The organism is Arthrobacter sp. YD4 (assembly GCF_030410515.1).
Classification (GTDB): Bacteria; Actinomycetota; Actinomycetes; order Actinomycetales; family Micrococcaceae; genus Arthrobacter.
Genome location: NZ_JAUHHD010000005.1, coordinates 302,677 through 317,879, shown reverse-complemented (window position 1 = coordinate 317,879; position 15,203 = coordinate 302,677). Strand labels below are relative to the sequence as shown.

Below are 15,203 nucleotides of genomic sequence, written 5' to 3'. Positions count from 1 at the left end.
TCCGCGGCTGCCACGCACGGCCACAGCGTGCGGCGGGGCTCCCGCCCCGCCGCACGCTCAGCCGTAGATGCGGTTGATGTGCTCCTCGTAGTCCCGGACGACGGCGGCGCGCTTCAGTTTCAGTGACGGGGTCAGGTGGCCCGACTCGACCGTGAAGTCGGCGTCCAGGACCACGAAGCTGCGGATCGACTCGGCCTTGGAGACCAGCCGGTTCGCGTCGTCGACGGCGGCCTGCAAAGCCTCCCTGACCAGTTCGGATGAGGCCGCCTCGGCGGCACCCATCACGGGGATGCGCTGCGCTGCGCACCAATTCTCCAGGCCCTCGGGGTCCAGATTGATCAGCGCGGACACGAACGGCCGCCCGTCGCCCACCACCACGGCCTGGGCCACCAGCTGGTGCTCGCGGATCTTTTCCTCCATCGGCCCGGGTGCCACGTTCTTGCCGCCGGCGGTGACCAGCAGGTCCTTCTTGCGGCCGGTGATGGTCAGGAAGCCGTCCTCGTCCAGGGCGCCGAGGTCGCCGGTGCGGAAGAACCCGTCGGTGAAGGCCTCGGCGTTGGCCGCCTCGTTCGCGTGGTATCCCTTAAAGACGCCGATGCCCTTGACCAGGATCTCGCCGTCGTCGGCGATCCGGATGGTGGTGCCGGGGATCGGGATGCCCACGGTTCCCACCTTGGTCAGGGACGGTGTGTTGGCCGTGCAGGGGGCCGTCGTCTCGGTCAGTCCGTAGCCCTCCAGCACCGGGATCCCGGCGCCGCGGAAGAAGTGCGCGTCGTTGGCGCTCAGCGGGCTGGCGCCGGAGACGGTGTAGCCCAGCTGGCCGCCGAACGCCTGCCGCAGCCGCGGGTAGAACACCTTGTCGAAGAGCCCGTGCCGGGTGCGCAGCAGCAGGCCGGGTCCCCGGCCCTCGCCGCGGGACTCGGCGTCGAGCGCCCGGGAGTACTCGACGGCGGTGGCTGCGGCAGCGTCGAACAGTTTGCCCTTGCCCGCCTCGGCGGCCTTGTACGAGGCGCCGGCGTAGACCTTTTCGAAGATCCGCGGCACCACCAGCAGGAACGTGGGCTTGAAGGTGCCCAGATCCTCAAGGAGTTCCTTGGCGCTGCCGGTGTGGCCCAGGGTGGTGCCGGCGGCCAGGCAGACCACCTGCACGGCGCGGGCCAGCACGTGCGCCAGCGGCAGGAACATCAGCGTCCGGTTGGAGGGGTTCAGCAGTATCTCGGGCAGGAACAGGACGATGTTCTTGGCCACGAGCGCGAAGTTTCCGTGCGTGATCTCGCAGCCCTTCGGCCGGCCCGTGGTGCCGGAGGTGTAGACCAGGGAGGCGACGTCGTCCAGGCCCGCCGCGGACCGTTGCCGCTCCAACTCGGCGTCGGTGACGCCGGTGCCGGCGGCGGCCAGGCTTGCCAGATTGGGGGCGGCGCCGTCGAAGTCCATCCGGACCACGCCGAGGACGCGTTCGGCGAGCAGGGCGGAGGAGTCCAGGACGCCCTGGACCAGGTCCGCCTTGGCCTGGTCCTCGACGAAGACGCGGCGGGCGCCGGAGTCGTGCAAAATCCATTCGACCTGGCTGGCGGAGGACGTTTCGTAGATCGGAACGGTCACGCCGCCGGCGAACCAGATGGCGAAGTCCACCACGGTCCATTCGTAGCGGGTGGCGGACATGACGGCCACGGTGTCGCCCGGGACGATGCCGCCGGCGATCAGGCCCTTGGCCAGGGATCGGGCCTGCTCCACGAACTGCCTGGCCGGCACGTCCGTCCAGCCGTTGGGACCCTTGCGGGCGTACAGGGCGCGGACCGGGTCCTCGGCGTACTGCTCCAGCAGCAGGTCCGTGACATTACTGTCCGGATCCAGCTCCACAAGCAGTCCGGTGCTGGCTTCTCTCACGTCGCGTCTCTCCCGTTCCGGGTCGGCCGGCCGGTGACCGGGTGTCCGCTAGTAATCCTGCCCTAGATCCAGGACGGCATCCACATCCGGGCCCGCCAGTCCTGGTAGGAAATCACTTCGGCCGTCCAGACCGGATAAAAGAACGCCGAGAGCAGCACCGCGCCGACGACAAAGACGGCCACCACCAGCAGACCGGAGCGCCGCCGCCACAGCGGGTCCGTCCGGCGGCCCAGCACCAGCCCCAGGCAGTAAACCAGGGCGAGGACTAGGAAGGGCTCGAAGGAAACCGCGTAGAAGAAGAAGGTGGTCCGCTCCGGGTACATGAACCAGGGAAGGTAGCCGGCGCCGACGCCGGCCAGCACCGCCCCGGCCCGCCAGTCGCGGCGGCCGATCCACCAGAACAGCAGCACGCCGAGGGCGACGGCGGCGCTCCACCAGATCAGCGGGTTGCCCACCGAGAGGATGGCCGAGGTGCAGCTGGGCAGCTCGCAGCCGCCGGTGCCTTGCTTGGGGGACTCGTAGAAGAACGACGTCGGCCGGCCCATCACCAGCCAGCTCCAGGCGCTGGCCTTGTACGGGTGGTCAGCGCTGAGTCCCTGATGGAACTTGTACGCCTCCAGGTGGTAGTGCGCCAGGGACCGCAGCGCGTTGGGGATCCAGCCCCATTGTGCGGACGGGTTAGCCTCGGCCCAGTGCCGGAAGTAGGCGTTGCTTGACTGGAACCAGCCGGTCCAGGTGGCCAGGTAGACCAGCCCGGCGACCGGGACGATGCTCAGGAACGCCGGCAGTCCGTCCTTGAGGATGCCGCCGGCGATCCAGCCGTGCACCCCGGCGATCCGGCGCGCGCTGAGGTCCCAGAACACGGTGAGGAGGCCGAAGCCGGCCAGGAAGAATAGCGCGGACCACTTCGTGCCCACGGCCAGGCCAAGGCAGACCCCCGCGGCGAGGCGCCACCAGCGCACCCCGAGCCAGGGGCCGGCGGCCAGCTGCAGCCGCGTGGGGACACCAGCCTGCAGGGTGGATGCTTGCGAGGCGGAGGCCTGCGCTGCGAGGCGTGCCGCAAGCCGGCGCCGGCCGTCGTCGCGGTCCATCAGCAGCGCGCCGAACGCCGCCAGGATCCAGAACATCAGGAAGATGTCCAGCAGCGAGGTCCGGGACATCACCAGGTGGTGGCCGTCCACCGCCAGCAGCAGTCCCGCTACCGCGCCCAGGGTCAGGGAGCGGAAGAGCTTCTGGGCAATCAGGGCGAGCAACAGGATGGACAGGGTGCCGGTCAGGGCCGCGCCGAAGCGCCAGCCGAAGGAACTCTCCGGCCCGAACAGCCACATGCCCGCGGCGATCATCCACTTGCCCACCGGCGGGTGCACGACGTATTCCGGGCTGTCCAGCAGAACGCCCGGGTTGCCGGCGATGAAGGAATCGTTGGCCTTGTCCGGCCATGCCCGCTCGTACCCGCTGACCAGGTAGGAGTAGGCGTCCTTGACGTAATAGGTCTCGTCGAAGACCAGGTTGTGCGGGGTGTCCAGCCGGACGAAACGCAGGATGCCGCCCAGCACCGCGGTGAGGGTGGGGATCAGCCAGTACCAGAGACGCAAAGACGGCGGGTAGTCCCGCCAGCTGCCGAGGTCCCCGATCAGCCGCCGCGTGAGGGCGGGGAGGGTGTACGCCTCCTTCGGCCGGGCAATCCAGCGGTGCCCCTCGAGGTTCCGGCCGCCGCCGGCGGCACCGGCCGAACGTCGGCGGGATGAGGCGGGCTGCTGCGTGCTTGCGTCGGCGGGGGTCGGCGCGGCCCCGGCTGACCGCATGGGGGTCTGCGTCACGAAGCCCATGCTACCGGCGGCAGCCGGCCGGGTCGGTCCCGCGCGCCGGGCGGCAGTAGGCTGGTGCTGTGGAATCCGAGCCGAGCAGCCCCCAGTCCGATGCCCCCGCAGGCACGTCCCCCGGGAGCTCTTCCGGCAGTTTCGCCGGCAGCTATTCCGGCAGCATCTCCGGCCAGGGCCGGGTCGTCCTCGCGGCCACCCCGATCGGCAACGTCGGCGATGCCTCCGCGCGGCTGATCGGGCTCCTGGAGACCGCGGACATCGTCGCGGCCGAGGACACCCGCCGCCTGCACCGCCTGGTCCAGAGCCTCGGCATCACGGTGGCCGGACGGGTGATTAGCTACCACGAACACAACGAGGTGGCCAAGACCGGCGAACTCCTGGACCAGGTCCGGTCCGGCAAGACCCTGGTGATGGTGACCGACGCCGGCATGCCCTCGGTCTCGGACCCGGGCTTCCGCCTGGTCGAGGCGGCCGTGGCGGACGGCATCACCGTCACCGCGGCCCCCGGCCCCTCCGCCGTGCTGACCGCCCTGGCCCTCTCCGGCCTGCCCACCGACCGCTTCTGCTTCGAGGGATTCCTGCCGAGGAAGGCGGGGGAGCGGGCTGGCAGGCTCGCCGAGCTCGACGACGAGTCCCGCACCATGGTGTTCTTCGAGGCCCCGCACCGGCTGGAGCCGATGCTGCGGGCCCTGCACGAACGCTTCGGCGCCGCTCGCCGGGCCGCCGTCTGCCGCGAACTGACCAAAACCTACGAGGAGGTCATCCGCGGAGACCTGCGCGAGCTGCTGCGCTGGGCCGAGGCCTCCGAGATCCGCGGCGAGATCGCCGTCGTCGTCGCCGGGGCTCCCAAGCGCGAGCCGGGGAAGCCGGAAGACCACGTGGCGGACGTCAACGCCCTGGTCGCCCAGGGCATGCGGCTCAAGGAGGCCGTGGCCGCGGTCGCGGAGGACACCCGGGTCAGCAAACGCGAACTCTACGCCGCCGTCCTGGCCGCCCGCTGAAGCCCCAGCGGCTGCCCGCCGCACCTTGTGCAGCTGCACAGCGGCCTGCCCGGTTCCTAGTGCGCGGAAGCGTAGACACCCCCGAGAAACCGGCAGTACCGTGGGCAGTAGTTCGGCCCGGCCGCACCCGCTGCTGGGCCCGCCCCACCGGCCTGACGGAGCCACCAGTGCGACGCCAGTCCCCGGGCCCGCCATCCAATCTTTTCCATCCAATGCCGACGAGGGAGTCATTGTGACTGTAACTGCCCAGCCCACCGTTACCGCCGAACGGGAGGCCGCGCTGCTGGCCTCCGTGCCCACCGGCCTGCTGATTGACGGGCAGTGGCGTCCCGCCGCGTCTGGCAAGACCTTCGACGTGGAGGACCCCGCCACTGGCAAGGTGCTGCTGAGCCTGGCCGACGCCGGCCCCGAGGACGGCGCCGCCGCCCTGGACGCCGCCGCCGCGGCGCAGGAGTCCTGGGCCAAGGTCCCGCCGCGCGAGCGTGGCGAGATTCTCCGCCGGGCCTTCGACATGGTCACGGAGCGGGCCGAGGACTTCGCCCTGCTGATGACCCTGGAAATGGGCAAGCCGCTGGCCGAGGCCCGAGGCGAGGTCACCTACGGCTCCGAGTTCCTGCGCTGGTTCTCCGAGGAAGCCGTCCGCGCGTTCGGCCGCTACTCGGTGTCCCCGGACGGCAAGTCCCGCCTGCTCGTGGCGAAGAAGCCGGTGGGCCCCTGCCTGCTGATCACCCCGTGGAACTTCCCGCTGGCCATGGCCACCCGCAAGATCGCCCCCGCCGTCGCCGCCGGCTGCACCATGGTGCTGAAGTCCGCGAACCTGACCCCGCTGACCTCGCAGCTGTTCGCCGCGGTGATGATGGAGGCCGGCCTGCCCGCCGGCGTCCTGAACGTCATCCCCACCTCCACCGCCGGCGCCACCACCGGCCCGCTGATCAAGGACTCCCGGCTCCGGAAGCTCTCCTTCACCGGCTCCACCGAGGTGGGCCGCCGGCTCTTGGCCGACGCCTCCGAGAACGTGCTCCGGACCTCCATGGAGCTTGGCGGAAACGCCCCGTTCCTGGTCTTCGAGGACGCCGACATCGACGCCGCCGTCACCGGCGCCATGCTGGCCAAGCTGCGGAACATGGGTGAGGCCTGCACCGCGGCCAACCGCTTCATCGTGCACGAGTCCGTCGCCGACGAATTCGCGGAGAAGTTCGCCGCCAAGATGAAGGAGATGACCCCGGCGCGCGGCACCGAGCCGGAGTCCAAGGTGGGCCCGCTGATCGACGCGAAGAGCCGCGACAAGGTTCACGACCTGGTCGCCGACGCCGTCGCCGCCGGCGCCGAGACCGTCATCGGCGGAGCCGCGGTGGACGGCCCGGGCTACTTCTACCAGCCCACCATCCTCAAGGGCGTCACCGAGGGCACCCGCATCCTGAACGAGGAGATCTTCGGCCCGGTCGCCCCGATCATCACCTTCGACACCGAGGACGAGGCCGTCCGGCTCGCCAACAACACCGAGTACGGGCTGGTGGCCTACGTCTTCACCAAGGACCTCAACCGGGGAATCCGGATGGGCGAACGCCTCGAGACCGGCATGCTGGGCCTGAACGCCGGTGTCGTCTCCAACGCCTCGGCCCCGTTCGGTGGCGTGAAGCAGTCCGGCCTGGGCCGCGAGGGCGGCCTTGAAGGCATCGAGGAGTACCTCTACACCCAGTACATCGGCATCGCCGACCCGTACGCCGGCTAGTTCCGGCGAAGCCTGCGGACGGCGCCGCGGAACCCTGAACGGGTCTCCGCGGCGCCGTTCGGCGTTTGCGGGGTCGCCCGGTTGTCCGGGGCCGGCCGCGGCACGCGGCGCAGCGGGCGCGTGAAGGGCCGGGCCAGGGCGTTGCGCCAGCGGGTGAACAACGACGGCGGCAGCCACCCGGCGCGCAGCCGGGCCGCCCAGCGGGCATTGGCCCGCAGGCTGCCGCGGATCAGGGCGATCCGCTCCGCCGTCTCATTCCCGGAAGCACTTCCGGACCCACCCCCTGCCGCACCCGGTGACTGGCCCTCGACCCCGGGGCGGCCGTAGCGTTGCCGTTCGCGCTCCGCCGTCAAGGTCTCCACCGCGCCCCGGGCCGGGGCGTCCACCCCGTCCGGAACGCCCAGCAGGGGAGAACCCAGCAGCCGGGCGGCGAACAGCCGGGGCGAGTCGCTGCCGCGCGGCGGCAGGCCGTAGTCCGCGGCGAGGTCGCGCAGTTCCGCCCAGGCCGGCCCCGCGGCGGCCGCCGGATCCTCCGCCGCGGCCCGCAGCCGCCGCCGCCGCAACCCGGCACGGGCCAGGGCGGGCGTGGCCAGCAGCAGCGCCGCCAGCAGCACGCCCCCGGCGCCGTAGAGCAGCGGCCAGGGGATCTCCGGGCCCGTGGCGGTTCCGCCGGCCGCGGCGGGGACGGGTACCGGGAGGGGCGCCGCCGACGTCGTGGGCTTCGGATCGGCCGAGGGCACCAGCCCGTCGTTGTTCTCGTTGGTGCTCGCCCCGCTCGGGGCCGCCGCCTCGGTCGCATAGCCCGGGACGACGCCGCGGGAGGGCGTGGGTTCGAACGCCACCCAGCCCAGGCCCTGGAAGTACAGCTCGGGCCAGGCGTGGGCGTCGCGGGCGTCCACCTCGTACTCCGGCAGCGCCCCCAGGCCGGCGAGCGACACCGTCGAACCGGTGGGCCGGCCCGGGGCGTACCCGACGGCGATCCGGCTGGGGATCCCCTCCAGCCGGGCCATAACGGCCATCGCCGAGGAGAAGTGGATGCAGTAGCCGCTCTTCTGGGCCAGAAAGTCGGCCAGGACGGAGAGTCCGTTGCCGTCGTAGCCGTTCTGGACCGGCGCCTGCAGCGAGTAGGTAAACGCCGGGGAGCGCAGGTAGGCCTGGATGGCCATCGCCTTGGCGTACTCGGTGCCGGCCCCGGCGGTGACCGTGTCCGCCGTCTGCCGCACGATCGCCGGGACGTTGCCCGGAACCCGGGTGAAGAGGTCCGGCAGGCCGCGGGGCTGCTCCGTAGCCCGGTCCAGGACGGCCGGGGTCAGCTTCGGCGCCACCGACGCCACGACGTACTGCTGGTCGCGGGAGTTCACGTCGATGCCCTTGATGCTGAGGGTCGCCGGATCCCAGTTCCACCGGCCGGTGAGGCCGCTGACAGACGCCGGGGCGTACGGGACCGGCAGGTAGGGGCTGGTGAACTGCCCGGTGTTGACCGCGGTGACGGTCCGGACCTGCTCGTCGGCGGTGACGTCGGTCCCAGGATCGATCGCACCGGTGCCCGGCCGGCGGGTGGCATCCCGGTCATCCGGGGACCAGGAGTCGCCGTCGAAACTGTCCACCGTGACCGAGCGGAGATAGGGCGCGGACCCGGCGTTGCTGGCATAGGTGATCCGGCCGACGCCGGAGGGGCTCCGGAGGCTGTTGCCCAGGCTGATCATCGGGTTCAGGCCGGTGGCGCCGCCCCACGGGGTGAGCCTGGAGCCCTGCGGGAAGGCGCCCTGGTCGAAGCCCGGCACCACCGCCTGCACCAGCAGCGTCAGGGCCAGCGCCATCGCCCCCAGGACACCCGCGCGGCGAAGCTGCCCGGGGGTCCGCGCGGTGTCCCCGCGCAGGCCCGTGCCGGGGTGGAACCAGTGGCTGCAGGCCAGGATCATCAGGTAGCCGGCGGCCGCGGCGGTGAACGCCGGCCAGCCCACGCTCTGCGGCTTGACCAGGGCGGGGACCACCAGGACCGCCAGGATGCCCAGCCCGCTGGTGGCCGGCAGGGCCAGCGGGCCGCAGAGGGTATCCACCAGTACCACCAGCAGCCCCAGCACCCCGCAGATCAGCAGCACGATGCCCGCGTTCGGCGCCACGGGGGTGCTCTCGCCCAGGATCGTCTCGTTGGCGCGGCGCAGGTAGGCCTGCAGTTGCCCCAGCGTCTCGGCCGAGGGGATGAACCCGGCGATGCTGGACGGTCGGAAGAACGTACTGGTCAGCACCGCCGCGAGGGACAGGAACCCGCCGAGGCTGACCACCACCCCCGGCAGGCGGAGCGACCGCAGGGCGGCGGTGGCAAGGGCGACGGTGAAGACGGTGGTCAGCACGGGCGGGTACCAGGCCCAGCCGCGCAGTACCCCGTTCATGCCCAGGGCGGCCCCGGCCAGTGCCACGGCGACGGAGAGGGCCATCGCCCACGGTTCCAGGCCGGCGCCGCGGATGCGGCCGGCCGGGCCGCCCGGGGTGCCGCCTGTTTCGCCACGACCGGCGCCGTCGCGGCCGGCGTCGGGACCGTCTCCGGCGGAGCCGGTGCCCCCGCCGCCCCGGGCCGGGGTATCCGTCAGCGTCATTGCCGGGCCCCCGCGCCGCGGCGGGCGTCGGCGGCCGTCGCCTCGGGGGCGGCGCCGTCGTCGTCGAACGCGGACCACGCCGCGGGCAGGGCGGTGGCGGGGGAGACCGCCACCGCCCGCCAGCCCCCGCGGCGCAGCACCGCCATTATTTCCTCCGTCTCCGCCCCGCGCCCGGCGGCCACAAGGGCAAAGGCGTTGGCGCCGAACGCGGCCGCCGGGGCCAGATCCCGGGCTTCGGCCGGGGTGAGCCGGCCAAGGATCGCCAGGACGGGACCGCGCAGGCGGTGGGCGGAGAGCTTGTCCAGCAGCCGGTCATCGAAGGGTCGGGGCCCGGCGTCCCCGCCGGGATGCCGGGGGCCGGTGAGCCCGATCGCGGCCAGGCTCTCGGCGATGGACTGCAGCCCGGCCGCGCCCAGGAACTCCTCGGTGTGCGGTTCCGGGGCGGAGGGGGAGTGGAGGAAGGCGGGCTCGCCGGAGGGGTCGAGGCAGCGCAACGCGTAGCTGCGCTCGCCGAGGTGGGCGCAGACGGACATCGCGGCCGTCACGGCCCACTCGAACGAGTCGCTGCTCACCGGCTCCAGCCCGTCCGAGGGGCCGGCGTACCCGGTGCCTTGGGAGTGGGCCAGATAGCGGTGGTCCAGGATCACGGTCGCCTCCGGGGTGGTGACCGACTCCTCCTGGCGGACCATCAGCTCCCCGTGCCGGGCCGTGGCGGCCCAGTGCACCCGGCGCATCGGGTCGCCGTGCCGGTACTCGCGGGTCATGACGTCGTCGTCGCTGGGGTTGGCCCGGCTCCGGGTGGCGGTGACGCCGTCGTGGCCGCGTGCGCCGGCGAGCGAGGTGGGCGGCAGATAGACCGGGGCGGGCGTGACCGTAAGGACGTCCCCGGCGTCGATCGCGTGCCGGTGGACCGAGAGCCCGAACGGGTCGCTGAATTCGGCGGTGACCGGGCCGATCACGAACTGCCCGCGCGTGGCGCTGCGCAGCTGGTATTCGTAGCGGCTGCTGCCTGCCGTGGCGGTGCGGGCCGGAAAGCGGAACACCGGGGACTGGCCGAACCGGGGTGGGAGCTGCTCCTCCATCAGGGCGTGCCCGGTGCCCGGTCCGGTGCGGGCCACCGCCAGCCGGACCGTGACGGCGGCGGAGGTCTGGACCGGGGACGGGTCGAACTCCCGGTAAACGCTAAACCGCGGCTTCAGCACCCGGGTGCCGGCCAGGGAAAGCAGCGGCAGGATCAGCAGCAGCAGGGCCAGGGAGAGCAGGTCCCGCCGGCCGAGCACCTGGGCGGCCAGCAGGCAGAGCAACCCGGCGGCCAGCAGCCCCCAGCCGCGCGTGCTGAAGATCTGCTTCGGGATCCGGTCCCATACCCCCATGGCGGCCGGGTCCTAGCGGCGCCGGCCCGCGGGCGGACCGGCGGCCCCTTCGCCCACCGGAACCTTGGCCAGGATGGAGCGGATGACCGACTGCGGAGTCTCGCCGGTGCCGGCGGCCTTTCGGTCCAGGATGATGCGGTGCGCCAGCACCGGCTCGGCGACGGCGACGACGTCGTCGGGCAGGACGAAGTCCCGGCCCTCCAGCGCCGCGGTGGCCTTCGCCGCGCGCAGCAGCTGCAGCATGGACCGGGGGCTTGCGCCTAGCCGCAGCAGCGGGCTCTCCCGCGTGGCGCGGCCGAGCGCCACCGTGTACTCCTTGACCGCGCGGGAGACGTAGACCTGCTGGACCGTGGCGATCATCGCGGCCACCTGCGCGGCGGTGACGACGGCGGACACGGCGGCCAGCGGGGACGCGGACTGGTGCGTCTCCAGCATCTCCAGCTCCGCCTCCCGGTCCGGGTAGCCCATCGAGATCCTGGCCATGAACCGGTCCCGCTGCGCCTCGGGCAGCGGATAGGTGCCCTCCATCTCGATGGGGTTCTGCGTGGCCACCACCATGAACGGCTCGTCCAGCCGGTAGGAGGTCCCGTCGACGGTGACCTGGTGCTCCTCCATGCACTCGAGCAGGGCGGACTGGGTCTTCGCGGAGGCCCGGTTGATTTCGTCGCCGATCACGATGTTGGCGAAGACCGCGCCGGGACGGAACTCGAACATCCGCGTCGCCTGGTTGTACACGGACACGCCGGTCACGTCCGAGGGCAGCAGGTCCGGGGTGAACTGGATCCGGCTGACCGTGCAGTCGATGGTGCGTGCCAGGGTCTTGGCCAGCATGGTTTTCCCGACGCCGGGCACGTCCTCCAGGAGCAGGTGGCCCTGGGCCAGGAGCACCGTCAGGGCCAGCTTCGCCGCCTCGGCTTTGCCGTCGATGACCGTGTTGATGCCGGCCAGGATCCGGTCGCAGGCCCGGCTGAACTCTGCCGGATCCATCGGCTCCTGCCCGGTGCGGGCGGCGGGGACATGGGCGGCCTGCTGCGGCGCGGCCATGGCCTCGTCAACGGTCTCGTCAAAGGTGGTGCGGCGGTGGAAATCCATCGGCAGCCTTTCAGCCCTGGGGCGGCCGGAAATCCGCGGCAGGCAGATGCTGCCGGGCACCACGGTGGGCCGCCTGTGTGATATCAGCGTACTCACACAACTCTCAGCGCAGACAGAGAGTTCCGGTAATTCTCCGATCCGGGCCGCCGCTAGGCTGGAAGCATGTCCTCTTCCTCCCAGGCCCCGGCCCCGTTCCGCGCGATCAGTGACGAGGGCACCGGTACCTCCGGTCGCAAGGCCTACCCGCCGGCACCGGAGCCGCTGCCGGTCCCGGTCATGGACAACCACACCCACCTGGACTTCCCGGACGCCGGGGCGTCCGCGGACGGGCCCGCCGTCGGCATCAAGGACGCCCTCGACGCCGCCGCCGCCGTCGGCGTGCAGGGCGCCATCCAGGTCGGCTGCGACCTGGAGTCCTCCCGCTTCACCGTCGAAGCGGTCGACCTCGACGCGCGGCTGCTTGGCGCCGTCGCCCTGCACCCGAACGACGCACCCCACTACGCCGCCCGCGGCGAGCTGGAGGAGGCGCTGGCCGAGATCGAGGCGCTCGCCGCCCACCCCCGGGTCCGGGCCATCGGGGAGACCGGCCTGGACTTCTTCCGCACCGAGGGGGAGGGTCTGGCCCACCAGCGCTACTCGTTCCGCCGGCACATCGACATCGCCAAGCGGCTGGGCCTGACCCTGCAGATCCACGACCGGGACGCCCACGACGACGTCGTGCAGGTGCTGCGCGAGGAGGGCGCCCCCGAGCGGGTGGTCTTCCACTGTTTCTCCGGCGGCGAGGAGCTGGCAAGAACCTGCAACCGGGAGGGCTGGTACATGTCCTTTGCAGGGACGGTGACCTTCAAGAACGCTGCCGACCTGCGCAGCGCGCTGGCCATCGCCGAACCGGAGTTGCTGCTGGTCGAAACCGACGCGCCGTTCCTGACCCCGCACCCGCACCGGGGCCGTCCGAACGCCAGTTACATGGTGCCGTACACGGTCCGCGGCATGGCCGAATTGACAGGCCGGGACCTCGCCGGACTCTGCGCCGGCCTGGCCGAAAATACCGTGCGGGCATACGGATCCTGGGACTGACGCCGGGATTTTTCGCGCTCTCCGATGTGACGTCCCATGAATACCCGGTATGCATAATTTCTTGGCCGCTTTATAACGCTCCGGTTACAGTGGTCAACTATTAGCCGGGGTCGGGGAAGGCCTTCGGATAATTTCACTCCTTTCGGACGCGCGCTGCAGTGGTTGATCCACGTGCGCGCTCTCGTTTGGTGGTGTGGCGGTGCCCGCGTTTTCCGCAAGCATCCGGACCCGGTCCGGACCAGCCCTCGAGGGTGTTTGACGGGACACGCCTGTGCACTTTTCCCCGTGCCCGGATGGTCCAAGAGATACGGGCAATCGTGGTCAAGTTCTTCACAACGGACGGCAAGGTCAGCGTCGTCAAGGTCGGTTCACAGCTGGTGGTCCTCATGGCCCTCGTGCTCGGCCTCGTCGCCTTCGTCGGCAACAACAAGACAGTCACGCTCAACGTTGACGGCAAGGTCAGCTCCGTGCAGACCTTCGGCGGCACCGTAGGCCAGGTTGTTAAGGCCGCCAACGTCGAACTGCAGTCCGCGGACAAGGTCACGCCCGCCGCCGACGCCCATGTCCAGGACGGCTCCGTCATCAACGTCAACCTCGCCAAGGCCGTCAAGGTCAGCGTGGACGGCGCCGAGCGGACCGTGACCACCACCGCCCCCACCGTCGAGAGCCTGGTCTCCGAGCTCGGCGTCGCCAGCGCCTCCGAGGTTTCCGTCCCCAAGGACGCCCAGCTGGCCGTCTCCGGCTCCTACGTGAGCATCTCGACGCCGAAGACCGTCACCCTCGTGGCCGACGGCAAGGACACCAAGACCACCACCACCGCCGCCACCGTCGGTGAGCTGCTGAACGGAGCCGGCATCAAGCTCGGCGCCAGCGACCGTCTCTCCCAGCCGGCCAACGCCCCCGTCGTCAACGACATGGTGGTCAAGGTCTCCCGGGTGGACACCACCAAGACCGACGAGACCACCGAGGCCGTCCCGTTCGAGAGCCTGAGCTCCGACGACGCGACCCTGTTCAAGGGCGATTCCAAGGTCCTGCAGGCCGGCGTCAACGGCAGCATGAGCAAGAGCTTCAAGCTGATCCTGGTTGACGGCCGTGAAGCCTCGCGCACCCTTGTCTCGCAGAACGTCACGCTCCAGCCGGTCACCGAGAAGATCGCGGTCGGAACCAAGGAAAAGCCCAAGCCGCAGGCCGCCGCCGCGCCGGCCGCGTCCGGCAACACCGGTGCCGCCGCCCCGGCCATGATGAACGAGGCCATGTGGGACAAGATCGCCCAGTGCGAGTCCGGCGGCAACTGGTCCATCAACTCCGGCAACGGCTACTACGGCGGCCTGCAGTTCGACATCCCGTCCTGGCTCGCCAACGGCGGCGGGGCCTACGCTCCCAACGCCAGCCAGGCCAGCAAGGCCCAGCAGATCGCCGTCGCGAACACGTACTACGCCAAGGCAGGCCTCGGCCCGTGGGGCTGCGGCTGGGCGGCCTCGCGCTAACCTGACCGCGTAACACAGCACGATCCCGTCAAGGCCGGCCCCCGCTCTGTCCAGCACAGAGCCGGGGCCGGCCTTCGCCTTAACCTGTGCCATTTCCTTCGCCGTCTGCCGCGCCGTCCCCCGTCGGGGGCGGCGGCACCGCGGGATAGGATACCTAGGTGACTGAACCGACCTCCGCCGGGCCCGACGCGGCAACTCCCGCGACCGCCGCGACGCCTCCCGTGACCGCCCCTGCACCCCTGCTGGGCGCCACCGACATCCGCCGGATGGCCGAGGAGATCGGGGTCCGTCCCACGAAGACGCTGGGCCAGAACTTTGTCATCGACGGCAACACCATCCGCCGCATCGTCTCCGTCGCCGACATCGCCCCGGACGAGACCGTCCTCGAGGTCGGCCCCGGGCTCGGGTCCCTGACCCTGGGCCTGCTGGACGCCGCCAAAACCGTCGTCGCCGTCGAAATCGATCCGGTCCTCGCCGCGAAACTCCCCGCTACTGTCGAACGCTGGCGCCCCGGCGCCGCGCAGGACTTCCACCTGGTCCTCTCCGACGCCATGAAGGTCACCGAGCTGCCGGTGGAGCCCACCGCGCTGGTGGCCAACCTGCCCTACAACGTGGCCGTTCCCGTCGTGTTGCACCTGCTCCAGCACTTCCCGAGCCTGCGCCACGGGCTGGTCATGGTCCAAGACGAGGTGGCGGACCGGCTGGCCGCGGCGCCCGGCTCCAAGACCTACGGCGTCCCCTCGGTCAAGGCCGCCTGGTACAGCGGGATGCGCAAGGCCGGGGTCATCGGCATGAACGTCTTCTGGCCTGCGCCGAAGATCCACTCCGGCCTGGTGGCCTTCACCCGCCGCGAACCACCGGCCACGACGGCCACCCGGGAAGAGGTGTTCGCCGTGATCGACGCCGCGTTCGCCCAGCGCCGGAAGACTTTGCGCGCGGCGCTGGCCGGCTGGGCCGGCAGCGCCGCCGAGGCCGAGCGGTGCCTCCGCGCCGCGGGCGTGGACCCCACGGCGCGCGGCGAGGTGCTGGACGTGACGGCCTTCGCCCGGATCGCCGAGGCGCGCAACGCCCCGGCGCCCGCGGACGCCTGAGCCCTGGGCCATCTAGCGCGGAGCAGACCCCCGGGCCGCGTGG

At 71.5% G+C, this 15,203-nt stretch carries 10 protein-coding genes; 5 read left to right on the top strand and 5 right to left on the bottom strand.

The features are described 5' to 3' along the window. Nucleotides 1–57 precede the first annotated feature (57 nt). Both QWJ39_RS14350 and QWJ39_RS14345 read right to left on the bottom strand, forming a co-directional pair. Complete coding sequence (locus tag QWJ39_RS14350; RefSeq protein WP_290258523.1) at nt 58–1,887, bottom strand: AMP-dependent synthetase/ligase; 1,830 nt, start codon at nt 1,885–1,887, stop codon at nt 58–60. A 62-nt stretch (nt 1,888–1,949) separates the two neighbouring features. Beyond that, nucleotides 1,950–3,716 (bottom strand): phospholipid carrier-dependent glycosyltransferase, encoded by a 1,767-nt coding sequence (locus QWJ39_RS14345; protein WP_290258522.1) that lies wholly within the window; start codon nt 3,714–3,716, stop codon nt 1,950–1,952. Nucleotides 3,717–3,871: 155 nt separating this feature from the next. On the opposite strand from QWJ39_RS14345, the gene rsmI reads away from it, so the two are divergent. Continuing rightward, nucleotides 3,872–4,711, top strand: a complete 840-nt coding sequence (rsmI, locus tag QWJ39_RS14340) for a 16S rRNA (cytidine(1402)-2'-O)-methyltransferase (RefSeq protein WP_290258588.1) — start codon at nt 3,872–3,874, stop codon at nt 4,709–4,711. A gap of 232 nt (nt 4,712–4,943) precedes the next feature. Continuing rightward, the gene (locus tag QWJ39_RS14335) at nt 4,944–6,443 is read left to right on the top strand and encodes an NAD-dependent succinate-semialdehyde dehydrogenase (RefSeq protein ID WP_290258521.1); all 1,500 of its coding nucleotides are present in this window, start codon (nt 4,944–4,946) and stop codon (nt 6,441–6,443) included. On the opposite strand, the gene QWJ39_RS14330 is transcribed toward QWJ39_RS14335, so the two are convergent. From QWJ39_RS14330 to QWJ39_RS14320, 3 genes are read right to left on the bottom strand one after another with little or no spacing between them, the layout of a single operon-like run. Beyond that, nucleotides 6,440–9,040, bottom strand: coding sequence for a DUF3488 and transglutaminase-like domain-containing protein (locus QWJ39_RS14330; protein ID WP_290258520.1), 2,601 nt, complete (start codon nt 9,038–9,040; stop codon nt 6,440–6,442). The two genes, QWJ39_RS14335 and QWJ39_RS14330, sit on opposite strands and share 4 nt — an antisense overlap. Continuing rightward, nucleotides 9,037–10,413 carry a DUF58 domain-containing protein gene (locus QWJ39_RS14325; RefSeq protein WP_290258519.1) on the bottom strand — a complete coding sequence of 459 codons (1,377 nt, stop codon included), beginning with the start codon at nt 10,411–10,413 and terminating at the stop codon, nt 9,037–9,039. The genes QWJ39_RS14330 and QWJ39_RS14325 overlap by 4 nt, the downstream gene beginning before the upstream one ends. Before the next feature lie 12 nt (nt 10,414–10,425). Then, nucleotides 10,426–11,505 carry a MoxR family ATPase gene (locus QWJ39_RS14320; RefSeq protein ID WP_290258518.1) on the bottom strand — a complete coding sequence of 360 codons (1,080 nt, stop codon included), beginning with the start codon at nt 11,503–11,505 and terminating at the stop codon, nt 10,426–10,428. A gap of 162 nt (nt 11,506–11,667) precedes the next feature. Here QWJ39_RS14320 and QWJ39_RS14315 point away from each other — a divergent pair, with 162 nt between their 5' ends. From QWJ39_RS14315 to rsmA, 3 genes are all read left to right on the top strand, one after another. Further along, nucleotides 11,668–12,582: a TatD family hydrolase gene (locus QWJ39_RS14315; RefSeq protein ID WP_290258517.1), complete on the top strand. Its 915-nt coding sequence runs from the start codon at nt 11,668–11,670 to the stop codon at nt 12,580–12,582. A gap of 293 nt (nt 12,583–12,875) precedes the next feature. Next, on the top strand, nt 12,876–14,069 hold the full coding sequence (locus QWJ39_RS14310) for a resuscitation-promoting factor (RefSeq protein ID WP_290258516.1): 1,194 nt from the start codon (nt 12,876–12,878) through the stop codon (nt 14,067–14,069). 266 nt (nt 14,070–14,335) lie between these two features. Then, complete coding sequence (gene rsmA / locus QWJ39_RS14305) at nt 14,336–15,160, top strand: 16S rRNA (adenine(1518)-N(6)/adenine(1519)-N(6))-dimethyltransferase RsmA (protein WP_290258587.1); 825 nt, start codon at nt 14,336–14,338, stop codon at nt 15,158–15,160. Nucleotides 15,161–15,203: the final 43 nt, after the last annotated feature.

Bases quoted from the DNA above. Each gene is read 5' to 3' on its own strand.
- QWJ39_RS14345 (WP_290258522.1), bottom strand. From the start codon at position 3,716: ATGGGCTTCGTGACGCAGACCCCCATGCGGTCAGCCGGGGCCGCGCCG.
- QWJ39_RS14330 (WP_290258520.1), bottom strand. From the start codon at position 9,040: ATGACGCTGACGGATACCCCGGCCCGGGGCGGCGGGGGCACCGGCTCC.
- QWJ39_RS14325 (WP_290258519.1), bottom strand. From the start codon at position 10,413: ATGGGGGTATGGGACCGGATCCCGAAGCAGATCTTCAGCACGCGCGGC.
- QWJ39_RS14320 (WP_290258518.1), bottom strand. From the start codon at position 11,505: ATGGATTTCCACCGCCGCACCACCTTTGACGAGACCGTTGACGAGGCC.
- QWJ39_RS14315 (WP_290258517.1), top strand. From the start codon at position 11,668: ATGTCCTCTTCCTCCCAGGCCCCGGCCCCGTTCCGCGCGATCAGTGAC.
- QWJ39_RS14310 (WP_290258516.1), top strand. From the start codon at position 12,876: ATGGTCCAAGAGATACGGGCAATCGTGGTCAAGTTCTTCACAACGGAC.
- rsmA (WP_290258587.1), top strand. From the start codon at position 14,336: ATGGCCGAGGAGATCGGGGTCCGTCCCACGAAGACGCTGGGCCAGAAC.